Annotated in this window: 19 protein-coding genes; 14 read left to right on the top strand and 5 right to left on the bottom strand. The window is 49.3% G+C overall.

Features of this window, described 5'->3' with window-relative positions; all coding sequences use genetic code 11:
• Positions 1-40 precede the first annotated feature (40 nt).
• Positions 41-1,348, top strand: a complete 1,308-nt coding sequence (gene hisS / locus HNR50_RS09355; protein ID WP_184746165.1) for a histidine--tRNA ligase — start codon at positions 41-43, stop codon at positions 1,346-1,348.
• A gap of 106 nt (positions 1,349-1,454) precedes the next feature.
• Complete coding sequence (locus tag HNR50_RS09350) at positions 1,455-3,749, top strand: efflux RND transporter permease subunit (RefSeq protein WP_184746162.1); 2,295 nt, start codon at positions 1,455-1,457, stop codon at positions 3,747-3,749.
• Here the strand turns inward: HNR50_RS09350 and HNR50_RS09345 are convergent, their stop codons facing one another.
• Entirely contained in the window at positions 3,750-4,733 is a 984-nt protein-coding gene (locus HNR50_RS09345) for an NAD-dependent epimerase/dehydratase family protein (protein ID WP_184746160.1), read from the bottom strand.
• Positions 4,734-4,840: 107 nt separating this feature from the next.
• Here HNR50_RS09345 and HNR50_RS09340 point away from each other — a divergent pair, with 107 nt between their 5' ends.
• The 4 genes from HNR50_RS09340 to HNR50_RS09325 all read left to right on the top strand — a co-directional run bounded on the left by HNR50_RS09340 (position 4,841) and on the right by HNR50_RS09325 (position 10,257).
• Positions 4,841-7,327, top strand: coding sequence for a helicase-related protein (locus HNR50_RS09340; protein WP_184746158.1), 2,487 nt, complete (start codon positions 4,841-4,843; stop codon positions 7,325-7,327).
• A gap of 92 nt (positions 7,328-7,419) precedes the next feature.
• The gene (locus HNR50_RS09335; RefSeq protein ID WP_184746155.1) at positions 7,420-8,202 is read left to right on the top strand and encodes an alpha/beta hydrolase; all 783 of its coding nucleotides are present in this window, start codon (positions 7,420-7,422) and stop codon (positions 8,200-8,202) included.
• Positions 8,195-9,574, top strand: coding sequence for an MFS transporter (locus HNR50_RS09330; protein WP_184746153.1), 1,380 nt, complete (start codon positions 8,195-8,197; stop codon positions 9,572-9,574). Before HNR50_RS09335 ends, HNR50_RS09330 begins: the two co-directional genes overlap by 8 nt.
• Positions 9,575-9,594: 20 nt before the next feature.
• Positions 9,595-10,257 (top strand): TetR/AcrR family transcriptional regulator, encoded by a 663-nt coding sequence (locus HNR50_RS09325; protein WP_184746151.1) that lies wholly within the window; start codon positions 9,595-9,597, stop codon positions 10,255-10,257.
• A 6-nt stretch (positions 10,258-10,263) separates the two neighbouring features.
• Here HNR50_RS09325 and HNR50_RS09320 read toward each other — a convergent pair whose 3' ends face one another.
• Positions 10,264-10,629 (bottom strand): CoA-binding protein, encoded by a 366-nt coding sequence (locus HNR50_RS09320; protein WP_184746149.1) that lies wholly within the window; start codon positions 10,627-10,629, stop codon positions 10,264-10,266.
• A 103-nt stretch (positions 10,630-10,732) separates the two neighbouring features.
• On the opposite strand from HNR50_RS09320, the gene HNR50_RS09315 reads away from it, so the two are divergent.
• A complete protein-coding gene (locus HNR50_RS09315) occupies positions 10,733-11,935 on the top strand; it encodes a winged helix-turn-helix domain-containing protein (protein WP_184746147.1) in 1,203 nt (400 codons plus the stop codon).
• Here the strand turns inward: HNR50_RS09315 and HNR50_RS09310 are convergent.
• Positions 11,926-14,067 carry a methyl-accepting chemotaxis protein gene (locus HNR50_RS09310; RefSeq protein WP_184746145.1) on the bottom strand — a complete coding sequence of 714 codons (2,142 nt, stop codon included), beginning with the start codon at positions 14,065-14,067 and terminating at the stop codon, positions 11,926-11,928. The two genes, HNR50_RS09315 and HNR50_RS09310, sit on opposite strands and share 10 nt — an antisense overlap.
• 93 nt (positions 14,068-14,160) lie before the next feature.
• Between HNR50_RS09310 and HNR50_RS09305 the strand changes: the two genes are divergently transcribed.
• From HNR50_RS09305 to HNR50_RS09290, 4 genes are read left to right on the top strand one after another with little or no spacing between them, the layout of a single operon-like run.
• Positions 14,161-14,715, top strand: coding sequence for an RNA polymerase sigma factor (locus tag HNR50_RS09305; RefSeq protein WP_184746143.1), 555 nt, complete (start codon positions 14,161-14,163; stop codon positions 14,713-14,715).
• Positions 14,715-15,020, top strand: coding sequence for a hypothetical protein (locus HNR50_RS09300; protein WP_184746141.1), 306 nt, complete (start codon positions 14,715-14,717; stop codon positions 15,018-15,020). Before HNR50_RS09305 ends, HNR50_RS09300 begins: the two co-directional genes overlap by 1 nt.
• A complete protein-coding gene (locus tag HNR50_RS09295; protein WP_184746139.1) occupies positions 15,013-15,468 on the top strand; it encodes a MotA/TolQ/ExbB proton channel family protein in 456 nt (151 codons plus the stop codon). Before HNR50_RS09300 ends, HNR50_RS09295 begins: the two co-directional genes overlap by 8 nt.
• A gap of 58 nt (positions 15,469-15,526) precedes the next feature.
• Complete coding sequence (locus HNR50_RS09290; RefSeq protein WP_184746137.1) at positions 15,527-16,711, top strand: MalY/PatB family protein; 1,185 nt, start codon at positions 15,527-15,529, stop codon at positions 16,709-16,711.
• On the opposite strand, the gene HNR50_RS09285 is transcribed toward HNR50_RS09290, so the two are convergent.
• Entirely contained in the window at positions 16,708-17,346 is a 639-nt protein-coding gene (locus HNR50_RS09285) for a response regulator (RefSeq protein ID WP_184746135.1), read from the bottom strand. The genes HNR50_RS09290 and HNR50_RS09285 overlap by 4 nt on opposite strands.
• A 4-nt stretch (positions 17,347-17,350) precedes the next feature.
• The gene (locus HNR50_RS09280; RefSeq protein ID WP_184746133.1) at positions 17,351-20,410 is read right to left on the bottom strand and encodes a ligand-binding sensor domain-containing protein; all 3,060 of its coding nucleotides are present in this window, start codon (positions 20,408-20,410) and stop codon (positions 17,351-17,353) included.
• Positions 20,411-20,580: 170 nt separating this feature from the next.
• Between HNR50_RS09280 and HNR50_RS09275 the strand changes: the two genes are divergently transcribed.
• From HNR50_RS09275 to HNR50_RS09265, 3 genes are all read left to right on the top strand, one after another.
• Positions 20,581-21,585 carry a Bug family tripartite tricarboxylate transporter substrate binding protein gene (locus HNR50_RS09275; protein WP_184746131.1) on the top strand — a complete coding sequence of 335 codons (1,005 nt, stop codon included), beginning with the start codon at positions 20,581-20,583 and terminating at the stop codon, positions 21,583-21,585.
• A 78-nt stretch (positions 21,586-21,663) separates the two neighbouring features.
• Complete coding sequence (locus tag HNR50_RS09270) at positions 21,664-22,131, top strand: tripartite tricarboxylate transporter TctB family protein (protein ID WP_184746130.1); 468 nt, start codon at positions 21,664-21,666, stop codon at positions 22,129-22,131.
• Between the two features lie 12 nt (positions 22,132-22,143).
• The gene (locus tag HNR50_RS09265) at positions 22,144-23,652 is read left to right on the top strand and encodes a tripartite tricarboxylate transporter permease (RefSeq protein WP_184746128.1); all 1,509 of its coding nucleotides are present in this window, start codon (positions 22,144-22,146) and stop codon (positions 23,650-23,652) included.
• Positions 23,653-23,667: the final 15 nt, after the last annotated feature.

Genomic DNA, 23,667 nt, shown 5'->3' with positions numbered 1-23,667 from the left:
AGGCATGATAGGGTTTTAATCGCTGAATGAGGTATGAAGTATGTCAAATAAAATCGAACCCAGAATTCTGAAGGGATTCAGAGACTTTCTCCCGTCCAAAGAGATAGAAAGAAAGAGAATTATCGGTATTCTGGAAAAGAACTTTGAGAGTTTCGGATACGTCCCCATAGACACGCCGGTGCTCGAATACACGGAAGTCCTCCTGGGAAAAGGCGGCGGCGAAACGGATAAGCAGGTTTACCGCTTCGAAGATAACGGAGGCAGAGATGTGTCCATGCGCTTCGATCTTACCGTACCTTTCGCCCGCTATATGGCCAAAAACCGCAACGACCTTCATCTCCCGTTCAAGCGATACCACATCAACAAAGTGTGGCGCGGCGAAAACACCCAGAGGGGCCGGTACCGCGAATTCATGCAATGCGACTTCGACATCGTCGGAATCGATACGGCTTCGGCCGATTTCGAGATTCTCATGATGATGCATGATTCGATGAAGGCAATCGATGTAAACGATATTACGATCCACTTCAGCCACAGAGGTATTTTCAATCGTCTTCTGGACAGATTGGAAATATTAAGCAGTTCCGTCGACATTCTGAGGATCGTCGATAAGCTGGGAAAGATCGGCGAAGAAGAAGTCATGGCGCTTTTGAAAGAGCTGACAACAGAGTCGAATGCAAAAGAAATTCTGGATTTTATCAAGCCCGCGGGAAGCGATGAGGAATCCTTGGCTAAAATGGAAAGAGCCGCGGGTGGCACCTCGGATGATACAGAACGGCTGAAAACAATATTCGGATATATAAAAGAATGCGGAATGGAGGATTCGTTCAAGCTGGACCCCTCCATAACCAGAGGCCTCGACTACTATACAGGGATCGTCTATGAAACATTCCTCGATGAGCTCCCGGGAATCGGTTCCGTATGCTCCGGGGGCCGTTATAACAATCTGGCCAGTCTTTATACGAAAGAAGAGCTGCCCGGCGTCGGAGCCGCAATCGGACTGGACAGACTGCTGGCCGCTCTCGAAGAGCTGGGAAGAGTCTCGGAAAAGCAGAGTGTTACGGATCTGCTGATCCTGGCACTTGATGAAAAACTTTACGGACATTACCACAATCTTTCCCGGCAATTCAGAAAAGCGGACATTAATTGTGAAGTGTTTCATACAAAAAAGAAGCTTAACGCTCAGTTCAAATACGCCGAAGCCAAAAGCATACCCTTTGCTCTGATCTGCGGAGAAGATGAGTTCTCCAGCCGGACCGTCAATATTAAAGATCTGGACAAGAGGGAGAACTGGAACGGCTTAACCGTGGACGAGGCCATTGCGAAATTATCGGAAAATAAAAGATAAATAATTATCTTAATAAAAATCTCATCGGGAGCCGCCTTGTAAAGCACTCCTGATTGAGATTATATTTAAAATTGCTATTATACATTTCTTCAGGAGTTTTCATTCGATGAGAAAGGTACTCGAATTCTCACTACGACATTCCCTGCTGGTTATTACAGTCAGCGTACTGCTCACTCTCATAATGGTTTTCGCCGCTTCGAAGATTCAGATGAATTCCGAAGTGAGCGCTCTGATGCCCGATACCAATCCGGCCAGTGATCTTCTGAAGAAATACGACCCCGAAGAAAAAGAGAAAAACGCCTTTTATATGGCGCTTGAATTTAAAGACGGCATATCCATGGAAGCGCTCCAGACCTATGAGAAAGTCATCGGTGAGATTGTCGATCTGGTCGGCGGTTACAGCGACAATATATTTACGGCAACAACTTTTTTAAAGGAAGGCGGAAGGCTGGCCCCCAAGCCCCTCGTCCCCAAACAGAGGGCTCCGGAAACCGAAGAGGAGTTCCAGCTGTTCCTCTCTCATCTCGATGATGACATTTTTTCCAAAAAGATTTTTTTCAGCGGCGGCGGAAAAATCCTCAACACGTTTTTTTACCATCCCTTAATCGTAGATACGAAAACTGTTACCACCGAGTATTATATAATCACGAAACAGCTCGATCCCTATTTCACGACATATACGACCGGAAATCTCTTCTTTATGGAGAACACGAGCAAATACCTGTCCAAAGATCTGGTTATCCTTCTAACATTTTCGATCATTGTCATCCTCGCCTTCTTTTTCCTGGGTTTCCGTTCGAAACGGGCCATATTTCTCCCCATGGCCATTGTCATTATGGGGACAATCTGGTCGCTCGGAATAATGGGAATACTGGGGTACGAGCTCACGGTCATCAGCGTGGTCATTCCCACCCTTGTCCTGACAATAGGCACCTCCTATACGATACACATCCTCAATCAGTATTATCACGATGCAGAACTGGAGCACCGGGACAACCAGTGGATCATCGAAGCCTCGCTTCACGTCAATAAAACGGTATTGATGGCATCCTTAACAACCATTGTCGGCTTCCTCAGTCTGCTCTTCACCTCCATAGGAGCTTCGCGGGAGTTCGCTATTTCAACAAGCGTCGGCATTGCAATAAGCGCTTTTCTGTCTCTCACCTTTCTGCCGGCCGCCCTCTCCCGGTTCAAAAGTCCGGAGCACCACCAGAAAAACAGGGTTCAGAACGGCCGTTTCACCCGCGCCATGAGCATGGTGAGCCTTTTCGTCAGCCGCTTCAGAATTGTGTTTATCGCTATTTTCGTCATTATTATTCTCCTGTTTTTCTATACATACCCCCGGGTTACCCATCAGTCCGATTATGTGAGCTATTACCCTCAGGAGGATCCGATCGTAGTAGGGCTGAAGTTCATGATGGAGAATTTCGAGGGGGGGCAGAGACTGAACCTGACCATTCAGGCTCCGGAGGACCAACCCAATTATTTTCTAGATTACGAAAACCTGAAAAAAGTTTCCAATCTGGAGGAAACACTGAAAGGATACGATAATATTATGAATATCTCGTCCTTTCCCAGCGTAATTAAAGATTTAAACCGGATGATGAGCGATTCCTATGCCATTCCAGAAAAACGGGGACTGATTCTTCTCCTGTCCAAATACTTCAAGGTGCTAAACCAGGCCACGGAAACCGGCATCAGCAGCAATATGGTCAATAATGATTTCACACGGATCAATCTGACCATTATGATTTTCAACCACGAAAACCAAAGATTTCTTTCAGAAAGCGGCTTGAGGTCTCTTGTCAATTCCATAAACAGAGAAGCGGTGGAAGCGCTGGGCAGCGATATGACTTTCGACCTCTGGGGATCGGATCTGGAGTACCTTCAGCTGGCTGAAACCGTATCGACGGATCAGATGAAGTCCACTGTAATTTCCATCATTATGGTCCTATTAATTGCGGCCTTCTTCTTCCGTTCCCTCCTATATGGTGTTCTGACTCTCATTCCCCTTTTATCAGGGATCATGCTCAATTTCACATTTATGGTTTTTACGGGAATTCCCCTCGATGTCACCACCATGATGGTGACCAGTGTCGCCATCGGAGTGGGAGTGGACGACGCGATCCACTACCTCCTTCAGTTCAGAAAACAGCTGCGGCTCGGCGGCACAATCGACGAAGTGCTTGTGCGGTGCGGAAAAATTTCGGGTCGGCCCATAGCTCTGACCACAATTTCCATTGTAGGAGGACTGATGGTGCTGGCTCTGGCATCATTCAAGGGCATTCTCTATTTCGGAGTTCTGGTTTCCTTTACACTGACCTGCGCCATGATCGGCACGCTGATTATTCTTCCGTCGATTCTTTCGCTGCTTGTCAGTCTGAAGGTTATTAAAAACTGATCAAAGCCAATTGTTCTCACGGTACCACTGAAGAGTGGATCTGATACCTTCGTCAAGAGGGATCGAAGCTTCAAAACCGAAATCCCTCTTTGCCTTTTCGCTGGAACAGACGATAAAAGGCTCTTTCAGCTCAAGAAGCTTCTGATGATTGAGAATCGGTTTGCTGCCGCTTATCCTTGAATACATTTCACTTAATGAAGAGGCTATTTTCAATAGGAAATAGGGAATGACAACGTCAAAAGGCCTCTTTCCCATAGCCCGGATAACGGTTTCGCCGAACTCCTCCTGCCTCATGGGTTTTTGGTGAGCCATGAAATACACTTCCCCGGCGGCTTTCCCGGACAGGGCGGCAGCTGAGATTCCCACGGCAAGATCCTGTACATGTATGACGCTTCCCACTTTATTCCGCTCTCCCAGAATGATATTAATCCCCGTGCGGCTCAACTTGAAACTGGCAAACATGGCGTAATCCCTCGGCCCGTAAACCGCTCCGGGGCGGATAATCGTAACGGGGAGCTTATCCTTAAAACCCAGAATATATTTTTCCGCTTCGAATTTGCTTTTTCCGTACCAGGAGAAAGGGGTGCAGTCATCGCTCTCTGTCATGGGTTTCCCCGTCGAAGAGGCACCGGCTGCGATAATGGTTGATACATAGACGAAGCGCTTTATAGACTTTCGGTGACGTAAAGCCGCTTCAACCATATGGGCGGTGGAACGGATATTCCCCTCGATATACTCCTTTTCCGATCCGGCGAAGAGCGTCCCCGCCAGATGAAATACATATCGGCAGTCTTCCATGGAACGGGCTATATCGTCGGGATCCATAAGGTCGACCAAATCGGTTTCCACATCCTTCCCTTCGAGCCAGCGCAGACTGGATGTCTTTCTGACAGCACATTTGACTTTAATCCCTTTCCTCAGCAGATCATCGACCAGAGTGCTGCCCACAAATCCCGTTGCTCCGGTTACAAAAGCCCGATCCATTTATCACCTCTCCCATTTTCAATTGTACAGATCGTACCATCGGAGAGGTTTTTTGACAACAAGCAAAGGCTTTTGCTTAATCCGGTCCGAACTGTTAGAATTGAATTATGAAACCAAAAGATTTACCTGTCTATAAGCAGAAAGATAAAATACTCGAAGCGCTGGATCAGAATCAGGTTATAGTCGTCGAAAGCCCGACTGGTTCCGGAAAAACAACGCAACTACCGCTTATTCTCCACGAAGCGGGATATACAAATTACGGGGTCGTCGGCGTCACACAGCCGAGACGTATTGCCGCCGTATCGGTCAGCGAGTACATAGCCGACCAGCTCGGAACGAAAGTGCCGGGAATCGTAGGCTACAAAATGCGGTTTGAAGATGAAACGATCTTCGAAACAAAACTGAAAATCATGACCGACGGGATTCTTCTTCAGGAAATGAAGACCGATCCCATGCTCAGAAAGTATTCGGTCATGATGGTTGACGAAGCCCACGAAAGAAGTCTCAACATCGACTTTATTCTGGGATTGTTGAAAAATGTCATCGCCAACCGCCCCGAATTCAAAGTCATCATATCTTCAGCCACTCTGAACACCTCGGTGTTCTCCGAGTACTTCGACGGCTGCCCCATAGTGAGAATAGAAACCCACCCCTACCCCGTTACGGTTCTCTACGATCCGCCGGCCTCTGATGATCCGGAGGAGATGATCGGGAAAATCGTTTCCATAGTAGAGAGAAACGTTCAGGAAAAAGGGGATGTTCTTATCTTTCTCCAGGGTGAGAAGATGATCAAGGACACAACCGCCGCGCTCATGTCTTCGGCAGTAAAACGGAAGTTACATATACAGCAGCTTTACGGCCGCCTCGGCAAGGAGGAGCAGGAAAAAGTTTTCCTCAAAGCTCCACTGGGAAAAACGAAAGTAGTCGTTTCTACCAATATCGCCGAAACAAGCGTCACGATCGACGGAATCACGGTCGTGATTGATTCGGGATTGTCCAAGCAGAATTTTTACAATCCCTCGACCTTCACTTCATCTCTGGTCGAGACCCAGATATCCCAGGCTTCCGCCAATCAGCGCCGTGGAAGAGCGGGACGGACTCAGCCGGGAATGTGCTTCCGGCTCTACGATAAGGATAGTTTCAAACAGCGTCCTCTTTACACCCGGGAGGAAATTTACCGGACCGACCTGGCGGAAGTCGTCTTGAGAATGGCGGAAATCGGAATCCGCGATTTCTACTCCTTCGACTTTATCAATCCGCCGGGGCGCAAGGGGATTATCGGCGCCGTGGAAACGCTGAATCTTCTTGATGCGCTGAATGATGATAACAGCCTCTCCACCATCGGTGAGATGATGGTGAAATTTCCCCTTATGCCCCGTCATGCCAGAATGATCGTCGAAGCCATAATGGTAAGGCCGACGGTCCTCCGGGAAGTGATCATCGCCGCGACATTCCTCTCGACGAACTCCCCTTTTCTCCTGCCTCAGGGAGAGGAGCTGGAAGCGAGGAAAGCCCATCATCGTTTCCGCCGCGAGGGCGGAGATTTCACATCCTATCTCAATCTTTTTGAAAAGTATCAGGAAAGCGATCGCGGGGAAAAATTCTGCGAACGGAATTATCTCGATTTCCGGACGATGAACGATCTTATCAACATTGAGAATCAGCTGGAAGAAATTGTCAGCGACATGGGCGTACCTATCACCGACGGCGGTTCCGTTGAGGATTTTCTCACGACCTGTGCCAAAGGGCTTATTCAATTCGTTTGCGTCCGTTCGGGAAGAGGCGTTTATAAAAGCCTTACGGCGGAAAAAATAATTATCCATCCCGGCTCGGTCATGTTCAGGGAAAATCCCCGCTACATCGTTGCCGGAGAGATTGTCAAAACTTCGCGAACCTATGCCCGCTCCGTTTCTCCTCTGGAAAAAAACTGGATTTACAAAATCAGCCCGGACCTGGCCGACAATATGGTGATTCAGGAAAGAGGCGGAAGCAAAGCCAGAAAAGAATTGAGCAAGGGTAAAAGGGATACAACCTGGGAAATCAATATCGGTTCGACAGTATTCAAACTCGTTCCCGATAAAAGCAAAAACAAAAAAGTGGCCATGATGGACTGGGAAAAGCTCCACAAAGCCCTGAAGCCTTATCCGCCCGATCAATTGCCAGATTACGGACAGCTCAAAGGCCGTCTCTTTTATAAAGGCACGGAATTGATGACCGTGACACGGATCAGTACGATTCTCAAAGCCGCGAAGATGATTAATCCCGCAAAAGATATCATCAATAGTTTTCCAAGAAAAAACTACCGGATTGACAATAATCAGCACCTGGAGGAACTCTCCAATCAGATTACCGATATACTCAAAGCTGTGGACGGGGGAAAGAGAAAGAAGAAAACTCTCGGATTTCTCACTCTCATGACAGACGGGCAGGGCACCTACTGGTTCAAAAGCGGCCGGCAGCTCAATGCCGCGCTCAATGAAAGCCTCGCCTCGCTCGAACTTCTGGCCGACGAAGTATCGGAAGAAACAGATGAGGTCATCTGGAAGCGGATCAATAAGGCCTACCGCTGGCTCGATCAATGGTTTATGGAATAAAAATTTGACAGCAGAATAAAACCGTGTAATCCTTTTCTATATTACTAAACGTCGTTTAGTAGAATAAACAGAATTCACACAATAGAGGATTTATGGTTGCTGTACAAGAAAATGAAATAAATAAAGCGGCGGAGCCTCGCTTTCTGACAGGGTCACGGAATCATGCCGTTCTGATAATCCACGGTTTTACCGGTTACCCCGGAGAATTTTACGAACTGGCCGAAGAGCTGAACAGCGAAGGTTACACCGTGTCTCTCCCCCTCCTGCCGGGTCATGGAAGAAACGTAGAGGCGTTCAGAAAAACAAACTGGCGTGACTGGCTGAACCACGTGGAAGCCGAATATGAAGCCCTGGACGCGAAATACGGGAAAGTATCCATCGTCGGATTATCTATGGGCGGCGTCCTGACTCTCTTACTCTCATCGCGCTTTTCTCCCGACCGGATCGCCCTTCTCGCTCCGGCCATGGCTATCAAAGACAATATTTTTTACCTGACCCCATTCCTCCGTTTTTTCCTGAAGAAAACATCAAAGGACTGGAAGCCGGAAGAAGGTGACAGCGAAGATGTCCGCCGTCTCGGCGTGGAATACTGGTCTACCAATTACATCAACCAGATTGCAAGCTTGAGAAAACTTCAGATAATGGCGGGGAAAAGATTGAACAAAGTCCAGGCCCCGGCGCTGATCATGGTTTCCGAAACGGATGATACGGTCCCTCTTAAGGCGGCATCCATCATAGCAAAGGGCCTGAAGGGAAGAGAAAACAGGACAATCCAATTGACAAACAGTCCCCATGTCCTGGTATCCGGTCCGGAAAAGGAATATGTGAAAAGGGAAGTCATAAAATGGATAAAAGGAGAAACACATAATGAATAAACAAGTGGAAACCCTCCCTATGGGAAAAAAGATAATCTATGCTCTGGGACAGCTGGGCTGGTCTCTCGGATCCTTCGGCGTCATGAATCTTCTCTATTACTTTTACGATTCCAACAGCCAGGGCGACGGTACGCGCATGTTTCCCCTCTATATCGGATCGGCAGCCGTGCTGGGGATTATCGCTTCGCTCAGCCGCGTATTCGACGGCATCACCGACCCTCTCATTGCCGGGCTGTCGGACAGAAGCGGTTCAAAATTCGGCAGAAGACGGATTTATATGGCTCTGGGCGCTTTCCCCTTTGCCCTGATATCCATATTGATTTTTCTTCCCCCATCCGCATCGGCTACAATAAATACGGCATGGTTGTTTGTCTTTACCTTTCTCTTCTACCTTTTTATGACAATGTATGTCACACCTTTCTTCGCTCTTTTGAGTGAACTGGGGCATACACCTAACGAAAGACTGCAGCTCAGCACCATGATTTCCGTAACCTGGGCCATCGGCTTTATGATAGGGAACGGAACATACGCTATACAGGGAATGCTTGAAGGATCGGGAATGCAGCCGGTAAAAGCTTTTCAGACAGTCCTTATAATCTTCGCCATAATATCTACCGTTCTGATGTACCTTCCGGTCCTCTTCATTGATGAAAACAGATACTGCGAGAAGAGAAGCTCAAAAGAGGGATCTTTCAAAGCTGTAATCAGCGCCTTTAAAAACCGGGATTTCCTTTTCTTCACCCTCTCGGACCTCACTTACTTCCTGGCTCTCACCTTCATCCAGACGGGAATAAGCTTCTACATCATTCAGCTTCTGGAGCTGCCTAAGGAAATGGCTTCGACTCTTATGTCCGTCCTCTTTCTTATGAGTTTCCTATTCTATGTTCCTGTCAGCCTGGTTGCCAAAAGAATCGGAAAGAAAAATCTACTGATTATTGGGTTTTATCTCTTTATCTTCAGCTGGCTCTTCCTCTCCTTCTGGGGACTTCTGCCTCTATCCACAACCGCGCAGGCTTTTATCGCCGTGATCTTCGCGGCTCTGCCCATGGCCATCTTCGGTATTCTGCCAAACGCCATTGTAGCCGACATAGCTGAAGCGGACGGTCGGAGAACAGGAAATTTCAAAGCGGCCGTGTATTTCGGCGCAAGAACTTTCATGAGCAAAATGGGCGCTTCCGTCACTCTGCTCATCTTTCCTCTATTAAGCCATATGGGCGGAACAATGGACGGGGCGCCCACGATTTTGGGCATAAGAGCCACGACATACGCGGCCATGGCTTTTCTGATTCTAGGATTGTTTCTCTTTTTGAAATATGATGAGAAATCAACACTGGATCTGCTGGAAAGCGAACCGGAAGGCGAACCGGCCTGATCTGAGAGAGGGAGAGACCATTGGCCAGCAAAGAAAGAATCGAAAGGGAAAAGGTACAGCTGAAGGAGATGCGGGAAAAAGATATTCTCGAAGCATCGGAGAAGCTGTTCCTGGAAAAGGGATTCGCCCGTACGACGATCGGAGATATCGCCCGGGCCTGCGAGCTGACCAATGGCGCCATCTATCTCTACTTCAAGAACAAAAGCGAGATTATCCTTATCATCATGACCAGAATCAGCCGTAGTTTCGGTGAGCTGCTTGAAAAAGCAGACGATCCTTCGGCTTCGGGAATCGTAAAAGCGGAAAGGCTTCTGGGAGTGTACAAGCACTCCTACAGGGAATACCACAATTACCACGTTCTGGACGGCCAGTTCAATGTCATGTTTGATAAGGAATATCCCGATTCACCCTATCTGACTGATTTTTTCCGGGCGAACAGCCGTGTTCTGGAGATTTTTACGGAAATGTTCCGGAAGGGGTTCTCCGATGGCTCAATCCGTTTTCCCGGTCAGGTATCAGCTCCCGATCCGGAACAGTCGGCCCATATGTTTCTCAACGTGCTCAACAGCTATGTGGAGAAACTCAGCCTGCGAAAAGAGCTGATGGAAAAAGAGCAGAACATATCGATGGATGAGGAACTGAACCGGTTTGTCGATTACCTGGTGGCGTCACTCCGGTCCTGACCGGATTCAGAACTGCTTTGTTCTTAAAAGTACCAGCGTACAGGCTTCCTGAACCTGTATACCTTTGTCCAGAAAGATCTGTTTGGCTGCTTCCGACTCGGTCCCGGGGTTGAAAATGACCCTTTTGGGATTGACGGCGAGAATCTTGTCCGCCATCTTCTCTACCATCATACCGTTGACATAAAGCGTTACCGTATGAATCTCATCTTCTATCTCCGAGAGGTCCGCTGTAACGGAGATACCGTTTACTTCCTTTACGGCCGGGTGTACGGGTATGACATTGTATCCGTTTTCCATAAGCATCGTGACAGCTTTGTTGGAATATCGTTCAGGTTTGGGACTTGCGCCGAGAACCACAACATTTTCAGACATTTGAATCTCCTCAGAATATTTGCATCCGTTCTATATATATAACAATTACTATACTAATATATAATCATTTCCCCTTTGAAAGTAAAGCTATATAATCAGTTTCATGACCCCGATCAGCATCACCAGAAAAGCCGCAGGCCGATTTCTCATAACCTACCAGGGACTGGACCGCTATGATAAATCAGGAAGAGAGCAGGCTGTATTAAACTACATGAGAAAAGTCGGCTCCATTCAGTTCGACCCGCTGGATATCTGCGGGCGCAACGCCGAACTCGTCCTTCAGGCCAGAATCAGAAATTTCAAAGCCGATGATCTGTACAGGCTCCTCTATAAAAAAAGAAAACTGACCGAAGGGTGGGATAAGGTCATGTGCATCTACAACATGAGCGATTACCCCGCCTTCAAACGGAGAAGAGACAAAGATCTGGCTTTCTTCAACAGCGAAGCGTGCCGGGAAATCCGAAAAATCTCCGGAAGGATAAAAGATGAGATAAAACAGAGCGGACCTGTTTCCTCTCTTGAACTGGATATTCACGGCAAGATCGACTGGTCCTGGGCGCCGGCGAAGCTATCCAGGGCGGCTCTGGAAACGCTTTTCTTCTCGGGCCAGCTGGCCATAGATAACCGCGTTAATACGCGAAGGGTCTATGATCTGGCGGAAAATATCATACCACCGGAATATATTGACTCTCCCGATCCCCATCCCCGGGAAGAGGATTATCATGACTGGAGAGTTCTGCGCCGGCTTAAAGCCATCGGCCTTTATTATGACAGGAGCGGAGACGGTTGGCTGGGGACGATAAAGAAAAAAGAAAGAGACGCGGCTTTTGCAAGACTGGCGAATAAAGGAGATGTTCTCCCTGTCGAAGTGGAGGGCATGGCCTGGAACTTTTATATCCCCTCTTCTGAAGAGGAAAATCTTGAGAAGATAATCAAGGGAGACCGCCGTCTATCCCGGAATGTCCGTTTTCTTGCGCCGCTGGACAATTTTATGTGGGACCGTTTCCTGATTGAACAGCTTTTCGGCTTTACCTACAGATGGGAAGTGTATAAACCTCAGGATCAGAGGGAATATGGCTATTATGTTCTTCCGGTTCTCTATGGAGACAAATTCATCGGAAGGATAGAACCGGTAAGAACAAAGAAAGACAATACTCTTGAAGTAAAAAACTGGTGGTGGGAGCCGGGAGTCAGGAAAGACAGCAGGATGATGTCTTCAATTGAAAAGGCCCTGGAAGAGTATGTCCGATTTCTCGGCGCCGAAGCCCGGATCTCTGAAATAATGGATCGCATCGCTCACTCCTGAAGGAGTTCCCGGGCTGCTCCCTTTTCATCGAGCTTGAACCGGCTGACCATATAGCGGAGCCTTTCGGCCATTTGCGCCAGCTCCTCCGCTGCCGCTGCCGTTTCTTCTGTGAAAGAGGAACTGTCATGGGTCAGCTTGTCGATTTCATGGACTTTTACATTGACTGCGCTGATACCTTCGGTCTGATGCAGGCTGACCAGGGATATTTCCTTAAGGACTTCCGAAACGGTCCGGACCTGATCGACGATCTGATTGAACTGCTCGGAGGTGACCCGGGCCAGCTCGTTGCCTTTTTTGATCTCTTTCAAGGTCTGCTCGATTATATCCGATGTTTCCTTTGCCGCCCCGGCGCTTTTCACTGCGAGATTCCTCACCTCATCGGCCACTACGGAAAACCCCTTACCGTATTTTCCCGCCCGCGCTGCCTCCACATTGGCGTTGAGCGCCAGAAGATTGATCTGAAAGGCGATGTCATCTATCACTTTGATAACTTTTGACACCCGGGAGGAGGATTCGGAAATGGAGAGGAGTGCGTCAAGAAGCCTGTTCATTTTGACATTTCCCTCTTCGGCATCGACAACCGACCGCTCTGCCATTTCATTGGCCTTCTGTGCCTGCTCTCCGTTTTCCGATGTCTGTTCATTTATTTTGTCCAGGGACATGGTGACATCTTCGAGAGACTGAACCTGATTGATAACTCCCGCCGAAAGATTCTGGCTCGCTTCGGCGATCTGCTGGGATCCCTGAGAGACCTCGCGGACGATGACCGCCACATCGGTGATCATAGCGTTGAGAGACCTTTTCATTTCCAGGAGAGAATGCCCCAGATGGTCCTCATCCGATGCCAGATCTATCTCCGCCGAAAGATCTCCCGATGCGACTTTTTCAATAGCTTCCGCTTTGGCTTTCAGTCTGGAAATCATATGGGAGAAAGATTCCTGGAGCATGGCGATTTCATCATCGACATTCCGCTTCATGGTACTGACATTGAAGTTGCCTCCGGCGATCAGAGCCGATTGCCTGGCCATATGTCCGAGAGAGGAGATAATGCCCCGCATAAAGAAAATAAAGAGGACTATGCCCAGAACGATCAGTCCGGCGGCCATAAAAAGGATAATGAAGCGGGTTCTGTTGAGGCCCCGAAGGAATTCTTCATGATAGGCGCTGGCTCCGACATACCAGTCCAGCTCAGGGATGTATACCGAGCCTGCAATTTTTGTACGGGCCGCCCTCTCTCCCTGGTTTTTCCAGTCATAGTAGTGGATATAGTACCGGCCTTCGCCGAGTGGGCGGGTTCTGTTGAGAATATCCTGAATAAAGAGATTGCCGTCGGAGTCCTTCGCATCGTGGATATCAACACCATCGGATGCCCTGTCTTTGGAAACGACATATTCTCCCTTGCTGTTCAGTACCCAGATATAGCCTGTTTCTCCGATGACTTCAGCGGCTATCATGCTTTTGATTTTTTCAAGAAGATCCGACCTGGTATCGGAGCTGAGGAAATCGCTGTAATAGGAACCCGCACCGATAATGAGGTCGAGCGGTGCTAAATAGGAAATCGCCGCCACTTTCATTCGCGCTTCACTCTCTCCTTCATTGAGCCAGGGATATTCTATCAGATAGATCTCACCTTCCTTCAGCTCTATACCTTCCCGGACCATTTCCTGTATGAATAGGCGTCCCGACGAATCCTTTGCCTCCCAAAGGCTCTCGCCATCGCGGCTCCTTCCTTTCGATACGACATAATTCCCTTCCCTGTCGAGAACGAAAACATAGCCCGTCTTCCCGACCCTGATACGGCTGATCCGGTCATAGGCATCTTCAAGAAAGTCTTCCCCTCCAGCAGCCGCCGCCTGCCCGATCAGCATCGCCGCTACCAGAGAAATAGCCGAAACCTGTTCTTCGATCAATTCCCGTTCTCTGGTCAGGGTGTTCTCCACCTGTTCGAGATTGGATGTGATATAATTTTTCCAGATTAGAGCGTCTTTACCCAGATTCTCTTCGATCTGGTTGAGAGTTTCCTTCCGGAAGGATGTGAAACTGAAAAAGCTGATCGCCCCCAGAGATAAAGCGAGAAGTACGAAATAGAGAAGCGAAATCTGCCAGAGGAGTGAAAATCTGATTTTCCTCATTCGGGACCTCCGCCGAGACATCAATTGATTAATTATTATCAATTTTAAAGTTTTTCCCAACCTTTTTCCTCGTTTTGCGAATAATAGAAGTATATGAGTGATGATTCAGTTCAGGACCTGTACAGAAAATGGCAGAATAAAAAGAGCGAAACAGCCCGGCAGGATTTTTATTCCGCTGTTTGGGTCCGGTATCATTCCAGGCTCCAGGTCTATCTTTCCCCCTGGCTGGGAAAAGGAGCCGAGTGCGAGGACAGAGTCTCAGAAATTCTCCTGGGAGCCTTTGAGCGGATCGAAACCTACAACAGCCGCTATGCCTTTTCAACCTGGATCTACAGTCTTGCAAGAAAGAGATGCATTGACGGACTGAGGAAGAAAAGAATTGTCACGGAAGAGCTGACAGCCGATCACGGAGGGGCGGGAGAAACGCCTGAATCGCTGTTAATCAAAAGCGAAGAGAAGCGCCTTATCGGCGAAGCGGTCTCCCGGCTTTCGGCTGAAGATAGAGAACTGGTATTCCTCTATTTCTACGAAGAGATGAAATACAGGGAAATCGCCGGAATCACGGGTAAGCCCCTCGGGACTGTGAAATTCCGCATGTCGGAGATAAGAAAGCAGATGAAAAGCGAATTATCGGGGAGTTTTGTCTGATGGATGATATGAACAAAGAGTTTAGAGCGTTTTTTGAGGATGAAGTGGCGTCGAGGAAAACTCCTCCGCTGGCAATGCCGGCATCTTCTCCGTTCAAACGAAAGAAAATCGGAGAAAATATCTTTCTGGCCGCCTGTATAATTGGCAGCCTGATTCTTATAGCTCAACCGGCCATTTATGATAACAGACTGCGTAGAAGCAATATTTCCATGAGCAGATATGAAGCCTTTAAAGAAGATTTTCCGCGGATAATCTTTGAAGGATCATTATATTTTCAAGAAAAACAAGGAGTCGAAAATGACTAAACTAAAATTCATTATAGGCATTATATTCATGCTGTTATTCATTGGATTGGTGATGATATTGGCTGGTAACTCGATATTGTTAATCGTGGATATAGCATCCTTTGTCATTACTGTCGCTGTTCCCTATATTCTGGTATCGCTGATCTATTCTCCCAAAGAGCAGAACCGCATGGTTTCCGGGATTCTGTCCACCCTCCCGGCAGATAGACAGTTATTGAAAAAGGGCATTGCCTATTTAAACAGCTTGAAAACACTTATTGTACTGACGGGACTTTTAGGAACTCTTCTGGGGACAATAAGCATTCTTGTCAATCTGGAGAATCCCGATGCACTCGGACCCAATTTTTCAGTAGCCTTAATCACAGTCCTTTACGCCATAATGTATGTGATAATAATCATCGAACCCCTGAAAGCATCAGCCGAAAAAAAGCTGGTCTCAGAGGAATAAATAAAAGTTTTTATTAAGAGATTCTGGCATTTTTCCTGTTGTGCTTTAAAATAACATCATGAGTAATTTTGATGAGCTTCACGACAGGAAAAACAGCCATTCAGTAAAATGGAATGCGGAGTTTTTAGATAAAATGTTCGGGAAGGGGGATGTTCTCCCCTTCTGGGTAGCCGATATGGACTTCCGGGCTCCGGAAAAGCTCATATCGAATCTGAAGGAAAGAGCGGAGCACGGTTTTTACGGCTATGAGTTCCGCCCCGACCACATCAAGGAAAAAATCATAGAGTGGTGCTACCGCCGCCACGAATGGGAAATTGACCCGAAGAACCTGACTTTCGCCCCCAGCGTTCTAAGTGCCATTTCCATTCTTCTCGAGCTGGAAAGCCGTGAAGGCGACGGAGTCATAATCCAGCCTCCTGTCTATTATCCCTTTGAAGAGACCATCATCAATTCAAAGCGCAAACCTGTATATAACAAGCTTATCGAAGAGAAAGGCTTCTACCGTATGGATTTTGATAATCTGCGGGAGTGCGCCGCCCTTGACGATGTGAAAATCATGATTATCAGCAGTCCCCATAATCCCGTGGGAAGGGTCTGGAGTGAAGCGGAGCTGGTGGAAACAGCCACAATCTGCGAAGAAAACGGCGTTCTGCTCATCAGCGACGAAATCCATATGGAGTTTGTCTTCGATCATCTGTTCTTTCTGACGACGGCTCAGCTCGAGGAAAAGCTGCGGCGCAATACGGTTCAGCTTTTCTCGGCGGGAAAGACTTTCAACCTTTCGGGAAACACAATAGGAATAGCCCATTTCAACGACAGGGATCTTCAAAGCCGTTTCAACAGTTTTCTCACCAGGTTTCACCTGAATGGCGTAAACGTTTTTACCACTACGGCTCTTGAAACTGTTTTCACCGAAGGAGAATCCTGGTTTGACGAGTTGCTTCTCTATCTGGAAGATAATCTGGATTATGTGGAAAGCAGACTGAAAGAGGAGCTTCCCGAAGTGAAACTGTTCCGTCCTGAAGGGACCTATCTACTCTGGCTGAGTTTTGCAGAGTTCGGATTCAAAGGAAGAGAACTGGAAAAACTGCTTATGGAAAAAGCCTCCCTGGCCCTCGATCCTGGACGCTGGTTCGGCGAGGACTATGCGTCCTATGCCAGGCTTAATATAGGATGCAGCCGGAAACTTCTCGAAGAAGCCATGGACAGGCTCATAGGCGTTTTCGGCGGGATAAAAAGTTAATAGGCGTCCAGAAGTCCTTTTCTGTAGACATAGCTGGTCAGCTGGGCGCTGTTGGCCAGCCCCATCTTCTTCAGAAGCCTGGTCCGGTATGTGCTCACCGTTTTGACGCTGAGATTGAGCTGATCGGATATTTCGGAAACCGACAGCCCTCTGCCGATCATCAGCAAAACCTGAAATTCTCTTTCCGATAGAGCTTCATGGGGATTCTCACCCACATCACTATTGAGATTTTCCAGCATAAGCTGACTGACCGTGCTGTTGATATAGGTGCTGCCCCCCGCAACAGTTTTAACCGCTTCCACCAGATTTTCCGGAGCCACGGCTTTATTGAGGCACCCCGAAGCGCCCAGCTTCAGCGCCCTTAAGGCGTACTGCTCTTCAGGCTGGATGCTCAGTATCAGAACAGGGAGTTTCTCATAACGCTTTTTCACATCGATGAGGATATCCATCCCGTCGCGGTGCGGGAGGGAAATGTCCAGGATCAGAACATCGTACTTTTCCTTTTCCAGAGCGGACAGCACGGCGGCTCCGTCATCCACCTCATCGAGAATCCTGACCGGCAGATTATCCCTGAGTATCTGGCTCAGCCCCCTGCGGATCAGGGGGTGGTCGTCAGCGATAAGAATCTTAAGCATGGCTTTAATTCTCTCCTTTGCGCTTCATGGGGATTGAAACCCGGACCGTAGTTCCGCCCTTCTCATTGACGGATATGCGGCACTGCCCGTTGAGATACCGGCACCTTTCCTTGATGCCCCGGATGCCGAAGGACCGCGTCTTTTCCAGAGCCTCTTCAGCGATACCGCACCCGTTGTCGGCTATTTTCAAAATTGCCGATTCGCCCCGGACAGCCAGATAGACATTGACGCTGTCGGCACCGGAATGGCGGATCACATTGGTCAGCACTTCCTGGCAGATCCGGAAAAGGGCGGTTTTGATCTCCTCGTTCTCCACGACCATTCGCTCTTCGATATCCCTGTTAATGGTAATGCCCGTATGGGAGGAGAAATCCCTGACCAGCCATGAAACAGCCTCGCCGGTGCAGAGATTGTCGAGAACCTTCGGTCTGAGCCTTGTGGAGAGATCCTTTACCGATTCCAGGCTCATATTGACAAGGCCCAGCATGGAGTCTCTCTGTTCGGATCCGTTGCGGTAGATCTCCATCTTCAGAGCCGAAAGAGTCTGGCCGAGCTGATCGTGCACTTCCCGCGCAACCCAGGTCCGCTCCTCCTCCCGGACATCCTGAATGTGAATGGAGTATTCCCTCAGTTCTCTGTTTTTCTCTTCAAGCCGGTTGAGCCTCGATCTGACTATCAGATAGACCGCCAGGGCAACAGAGGCGAGAAGAATGATGAAAAACAGAGGGGTTTTCCACCAGGGGGGCAGAACAGTAACAGGAAGAGAAGCGCCTTCGTCATTCCAGATCCCGTTGTTATCGGCTCCCTTAACCCGAAAGATATAGTCTCCCGGCGGGAGATTGTTATAGACCATGCTGTTCTGGTTTTCAAGACTGGTCCATTCCTTCTGTAAGCCTTCCATTAGTACGGCATAGCGGTTTCTCTCGGGAGCGGCAAAATCCAGAACGGCAAAGTGGAATGCCAGGATGGAGTCGCCGTGGGGAAGAACGAGAGGCTTTTCCGAACCGATCGTGAGAGATTCATTCATAACCTGTACATCGGTAATGACCACAGGGGGAATGGAACGGTTAACTTCCACCTTCCGGGGAAAGAAGCGGTTGATCCCTCTCGGCCCGCCGAATACCATTTCGCCCGAGTGGAGAAAAACAGAGGCGTTTATGGAAAATTCATTGCCGGGAAGACCGTCCGACTCCCCGAAATTGAGTGTATCCCCCGTGTCGGGGTTAAAACGGGTCAGTCCTCTGTCGGTGCTGATCCACAGATATCCGTCACCGTCTTCGAGTATGGAAAAAATATTGTCGCCCGCAAGCCCTTCGTTTCCTGTGTAATGAGTGAAGGTCTCATCTTCGCGGTTCATCAGATTGAGCCCGCCTGCCGCCGTCCCGATCCAGAGGCGCCTCTTCGAGTCTTCAAAAATCGTATTGACGCTGCTGTCGCTGAGGCTGAGAGCCCGCAGGGGATCGCGGGAATAGCGGACGAAGGTGCCCGATTCGCGGTTATACCGGTTCAGCCCGCCGTCCCATGTTCCCACCCAGAGGACCCTGTCTTTATCTTCATAGATGCAGCGGATGGAATTGCCGTTTAATGTGCTGTTTTCCTCGGGTATGCTGATGTAGCGGGAAAAAGATCCCGTCCTGGTATTCCAGGCGTTGAGGCCGCCTCCTTCCGTTCCGATCCACAGCGTCCGGGTGCTGTCCTCCAGCAGAGACCAGACCGTATTGCTCCCAAGGGAATCGGGGTTGTCCGGTTCGTAGAGAAAAGTGTCGACTTCCCCGGTCTCACCGTCAATTCTGTTGAGCCCGCCGCCGTCGGTTCCGACCCAGAGATTGCCCGCGCTGTCTTCCAGCAGAGCGTATACCTGATCGTTCGAAAGCAAAGCCCGGTTCTTTTCTATTACGCCCTTTTCCGAAAGGCTGTATAGCCCTCCCCCGTCGGACCCGATCCAGATTCTCTTTTCCGAGTCTTCATAAAGAGCCCGGACATTTTCGATCTCCCGGTTTGTGAAACCGATCGTCCGGGGATTGAAGCGGTTCACGCCGCCGTCCCGAGTCCCGATCCAGACCAGTCCGTTGCGGTCTATGAAAATATGGCGGATCTTATCTTTACTGAGACTGTCGCTATTTCCCTTCTCATGCCTTATGGAAGAAAGGATGTTTCCCTCACGGTCTATAATGAATATCCCCTGCCCTTCCGTACCGATCCACAGATGGCCGTCGCGGTCCTCCCGGATGGAACGGACAGAATAATGAAGCGGATCTTCCAATTCGGGATTTGCCACAACGCCGAAGGTCCCCGCCCCGCGGTTGAAGAGATTGAGACCTCCCCCTTCAGTACCGATCCAAAGATGGCCCGCCGAATCCTCCAGAATGGTTCGCACATTATCGGAACTGATGGAAAGCGAATCGGATTTGTCATGTCTGAAGTTGACGAAGCGCCCCTCTTCTTCCATAAAAGCGAGTCCGCCGCCCTGCGTCCCGACCCAGAGACGGCCCTCAGAATCACAGAGAAGCGAGCGGATCACATCGCTGTCCAGGGTCTGTCCTCCATCGGAGGCACGGAATATCCGGAAATTCCTTTCCTCTTCATTAAAGAGGTTAAGCCCGGCGCCGCCCGTACCGAACCAGAGCCGGCCTGAAGAATCCTCGCATATAGCATAGACATTATTGCTGCTTACGCTCGTTCTGTCCCCGGCATCATGGCTGAACAGGGTGAAATCATCGCTGTCGCGGTTGTAGAGATTCAGTCCCCCTCCGTCCGTCCCCACCCAGAGCCGACCTTTCGAATCCTCATGGAGATCAAAAATAACGGGACTGCTGATGCTTCCCGGAACGCCCGGCTCGGGTTTATAGGTCCGCACCTCCCGACCATCATAGCGGCCCAGGCCGCTGAAGGTTCCGAACCACATATATCCGGTGGAATCCTGTTCGATTCTGTAGACAGAATTACTCGACAGACCGTTTTCGAGAGTGAGTTTATAGAAGCGGTAGTTCTCGGCTGCAGCGGTTGAAACAGAAAAGAGAAAGAGAACCGGAAGGATGAGACAATACCGGAGACTGTTAATCATGGCAATACTATATCAATCTGCAGGGCGGTTAGCAAATGTTTTCGCAATAAAGGGTTATTTCCCGTTGGCTCTGTAGGACAAACACTTACAAAATAATCAGCATCCCTCTTACTTTCAGCTTTTCGGGGCGGGTTTACTATAAGTCAGTTAACCAAAACAAGGAGAAATCAATGAAAAAGACTTTGCTGCTTTTTACAGCACTTTTGATTCTGTCTCCCCTCGCGCTCATGGCTAATGGCCAGCAGGGAGAATCAGGCCAGACTGTTCAGTACCCCAAAGGGAATCTGGATTTCGTCGCACCGAGCGGCGCCGGCGGCGGCTGGGACCTGACCATAAGGACGACAGCCAAAGTGCTCAAAGATACAGGACTCGTCAGAGTGCCCATGCCTGTCAGAAACAACCCCGGCGCCGGCGGTTCCGTCCATCTGGCCAGCCTGCAGGAAAAGAAAGGCGATGACAAAACCATCACTGTTTATTCATCCCCGCTCATACTGACCAAACTCGCCGGAACAACCGATCTGGATTACAATAACGTAACCCCCCTGGCCAGACTTATCGCCGATTACGCCGTATTTGTCGTTAAGGCCGATTCGCCCTACAAGAGCATCAATGATGTAATGGATGCTCTGAAAAGCAATGTCAAAAGCGTTAAAATCGGAGGAACCTCTTCAGCCGGTTCAATGGACCATCTCCAGTTCCTCATCATGGCCAAAGCGGCAGGCGTTAAAAACCTGAAAGAGATCGACTATGTCAGCTTCGACGATTCCGGAGCAGCCCAGGTTCTGGGCGGCCATATCGATCTGTTCTCGACAGGACTGTCGGAAGTTCAGGGACTCATCCAGAGCGGAGACCTGAGAGCTCTTGCCCAGACAGCTCCCCACAGAGTGGGAGAAGGCGTTGTGGCGGAAATCCCGACCTGCATGGAAGCGGGAATCAATGAGACATTCGTCAACTGGAGAGGACTCTTCGGACCTCCCGAAATGCCAGAATACGCAGTTGATTACTGGCGCGAGACTCTTGGGAAACTGAGACTGACTCCCGAATGGGAAGCGGCCAGAAAAACCAACGGCTGGGATGATGCCTATATGGACGCACCGGAATTCAGCGAGTTCCTGGTCCAGGCGGACAACAATTTCAGAGATATTCTCAACGAAATCGGAATGCTGCAAAACTAATCCACAGGATTATCGGGAAAACCGCTGCCCCTGTTGCCCGGAGGCGGCGGTTTTCCCTTTCATATCAGGAGCCCAAAATTGAATATTTCATTGTTATCAGGAATTTTAGCTCTCCTCATCGGCCTTATTTATACGGTCATGACATTTCTGCTGCCCGAAGCCTCTATCGGACGTCCCATGGAACCGAAAATCTTTCCCATGGCGCTCGGTATGCTTATGATCATACTCTCCTCTATTCTGCTGGTTCAGGAGACAAAAAAAAGCAGAAAAAGTGAACAGCCCGCCGGAAAATTCACTATTGATTCAAATCTGAAGAATATCGGACTGACATGTCTGTTTTCCATATTGTACGCCATTCTCTTTGACAAACTCGGCTATGTCATTTCGACAATCCTCTTTCTGGAAGGTGAACTTTTTCTCTTCAACGGTGCTAAAAAGTGGAAGATCAACAGCATCGTAGCCGTTGTTTTCAGTCTGTTTATTTACATCCTCTTCTCAAAGCTGCTGGGCGTTTATCTGCCCATGACGCCGGGAATCTGGATTTAAGGAGCTTTGTTTATGGATTCATTAATGTATCTGCTTAACGGTTTTTCCGTCGCCTTCGCTCCCATGAACATCATGTGGGTGACTATCGGAGGCATTCTGGGAACCATTATCGGAATGCTTCCCGGTCTGGGGCCTGCGACCGGCGTGGCCGTGCTTCTCCCCCTTACATTTACCATGGGACCCGAAGCGGCTCTCATTACCATGGGCGGGGTTTATTACGGCGCCATGTACGGCGGTTCCAGAGCTTCAATACTTATCAATACGCCCGGTGACGGCGCCGCTGTCGCCGCCACATTCGACGGATACCCCATGACGCTCAAAGGCAAAGCCGAAGCGGCTTTAGCCATCTCGGCCATAGCCTCCTTTATCGGCGGCATTTTCGCCACGCTCGTTATGGTCGCCGTCGCCATGCCGGTAGCCCGTTTCGCCCTGAAGTTCGGCCCCGCCGAGTACTTCCTCCTTTTCCTCTTCGCCCTATCGGCCACGGCCTCCATGTCCAAGGGAGACAGAGTCAAGGGCTTTCTCTCCATGGCCCTGGGTCTTATGGTAGCCACGATCGGCATCGACGCCCAGTCAGGAGTCAAGCGCTTCACTTTCGGCATACTGGAACTGCAGAGCGGTATTGATTTCCTGGTCATCATAATTGCCGTTTACGCTCTGGGCGAAGTCTTCAAAAGCTTTCAGAATATCGCCGAAGGAAAGAAAAAGGTTCAGAAGGAATTCGGCCGTATCTGGATATCGAAGGAAGAGTGGAAACGCTGTGTATGGCCTATCCTGAGGAGTTCACCTCTGGGATTCTTTATCGGAGCCCTTCCCGGTGCCGGCGGAACAATGGCAGCTCTCATGTCCTATAACAATGAGAAGAGCCTTTCCAAACATCCCGAAGAGTTCGGCGAAGGGGCGATCGAAGGCGTGGCTGCTCCGGAAGCCGCCAATAACGCCGCATCGGTCGGAGCCATGATTCCCATGCTGACACTGGGGATCCCCGGTTCGGGAACCACTGCGGTTATGATGGGCGCACTGCTGATGCTCGGACTCCAGCCGGGACCCATGCTTTTCCAGCAGCAGTCCACTGTCATCTGGGGACTCATAGCCAGTATGTTCATCGGCAACATCATTCTCGCCTTCGTCAATATTCCCATGGCCGGACTTCTTGTGAGGGTTCTGGCGGTTCCACCGAAAATTCTCTACCCCATAGTTCTGGGACTGGCCTTCGTGGGAACCTATGCCATCAGCTATAGCGTCATGGACTTCTATCTGCTCATAATCTTCGGTGTTGTGGGATATTTTCTGTCCAAAGCCAAGATACCGGCGACTCCCATGATTCTGGCTATCATAGTGGGCAACAATATGGAACAGTCCTTCCGGAGGGCTTACAAGATTTCAGATGGATCGCTCAGCATATTCTGGAGCTCTCCTCTGGCCATTGCCCTGATTATCATAACTGTCCTTTCGGTCATTCTTCCCATTATCGGAGATATGAGGAAAAAAAGAGCAGCAGGAAAAGGTCAGACTGCCTGAAAACTGGAAGAGAGT

It is taken from the genome of Spirochaeta isovalerica (genome assembly GCF_014207565.1).
In the GTDB taxonomy this organism is placed as follows: domain Bacteria; phylum Spirochaetota; class Spirochaetia; order DSM-2461; family DSM-2461; genus Spirochaeta_F; species Spirochaeta_F isovalerica.
Note: the sequence above shows the minus strand (reverse complement) of the source record. Positions and strands in the feature narration are given on the sequence as shown.

Bases quoted from the DNA above. Each gene is read 5' to 3' on its own strand.
- HNR50_RS09350 (WP_184746162.1), top strand. From the start codon at position 1,455: ATGAGAAAGGTACTCGAATTCTCACTACGACATTCCCTGCTGGTTATT.
- HNR50_RS09265 (WP_184746128.1), top strand. From the start codon at position 22,144: ATGGATTCATTAATGTATCTGCTTAACGGTTTTTCCGTCGCCTTCGCT.
- HNR50_RS09295 (WP_184746139.1), top strand. From the start codon at position 15,013: ATGACTAAACTAAAATTCATTATAGGCATTATATTCATGCTGTTATTC.
- HNR50_RS09290 (WP_184746137.1), top strand. From the start codon at position 15,527: ATGAGTAATTTTGATGAGCTTCACGACAGGAAAAACAGCCATTCAGTA.
- HNR50_RS09320 (WP_184746149.1), bottom strand. From the start codon at position 10,629: ATGTCTGAAAATGTTGTGGTTCTCGGCGCAAGTCCCAAACCTGAACGA.
- HNR50_RS09285 (WP_184746135.1), bottom strand. From the start codon at position 17,346: ATGCTTAAGATTCTTATCGCTGACGACCACCCCCTGATCCGCAGGGGG.
- HNR50_RS09345 (WP_184746160.1), bottom strand. From the start codon at position 4,733: ATGGATCGGGCTTTTGTAACCGGAGCAACGGGATTTGTGGGCAGCACT.
- HNR50_RS09340 (WP_184746158.1), top strand. From the start codon at position 4,841: ATGAAACCAAAAGATTTACCTGTCTATAAGCAGAAAGATAAAATACTC.
- HNR50_RS09310 (WP_184746145.1), bottom strand. From the start codon at position 14,067: ATGAGGAAAATCAGATTTTCACTCCTCTGGCAGATTTCGCTTCTCTAT.
- HNR50_RS09330 (WP_184746153.1), top strand. From the start codon at position 8,195: ATGAATAAACAAGTGGAAACCCTCCCTATGGGAAAAAAGATAATCTAT.
- HNR50_RS09300 (WP_184746141.1), top strand. From the start codon at position 14,715: ATGGATGATATGAACAAAGAGTTTAGAGCGTTTTTTGAGGATGAAGTG.
- HNR50_RS09315 (WP_184746147.1), top strand. From the start codon at position 10,733: ATGACCCCGATCAGCATCACCAGAAAAGCCGCAGGCCGATTTCTCATA.
- HNR50_RS09280 (WP_184746133.1), bottom strand. From the start codon at position 20,410: ATGATTAACAGTCTCCGGTATTGTCTCATCCTTCCGGTTCTCTTTCTC.
- HNR50_RS09305 (WP_184746143.1), top strand. From the start codon at position 14,161: ATGAGTGATGATTCAGTTCAGGACCTGTACAGAAAATGGCAGAATAAA.
- hisS (WP_184746165.1), top strand. From the start codon at position 41: ATGTCAAATAAAATCGAACCCAGAATTCTGAAGGGATTCAGAGACTTT.
- HNR50_RS09335 (WP_184746155.1), top strand. From the start codon at position 7,420: ATGGTTGCTGTACAAGAAAATGAAATAAATAAAGCGGCGGAGCCTCGC.
- HNR50_RS09275 (WP_184746131.1), top strand. From the start codon at position 20,581: ATGAAAAAGACTTTGCTGCTTTTTACAGCACTTTTGATTCTGTCTCCC.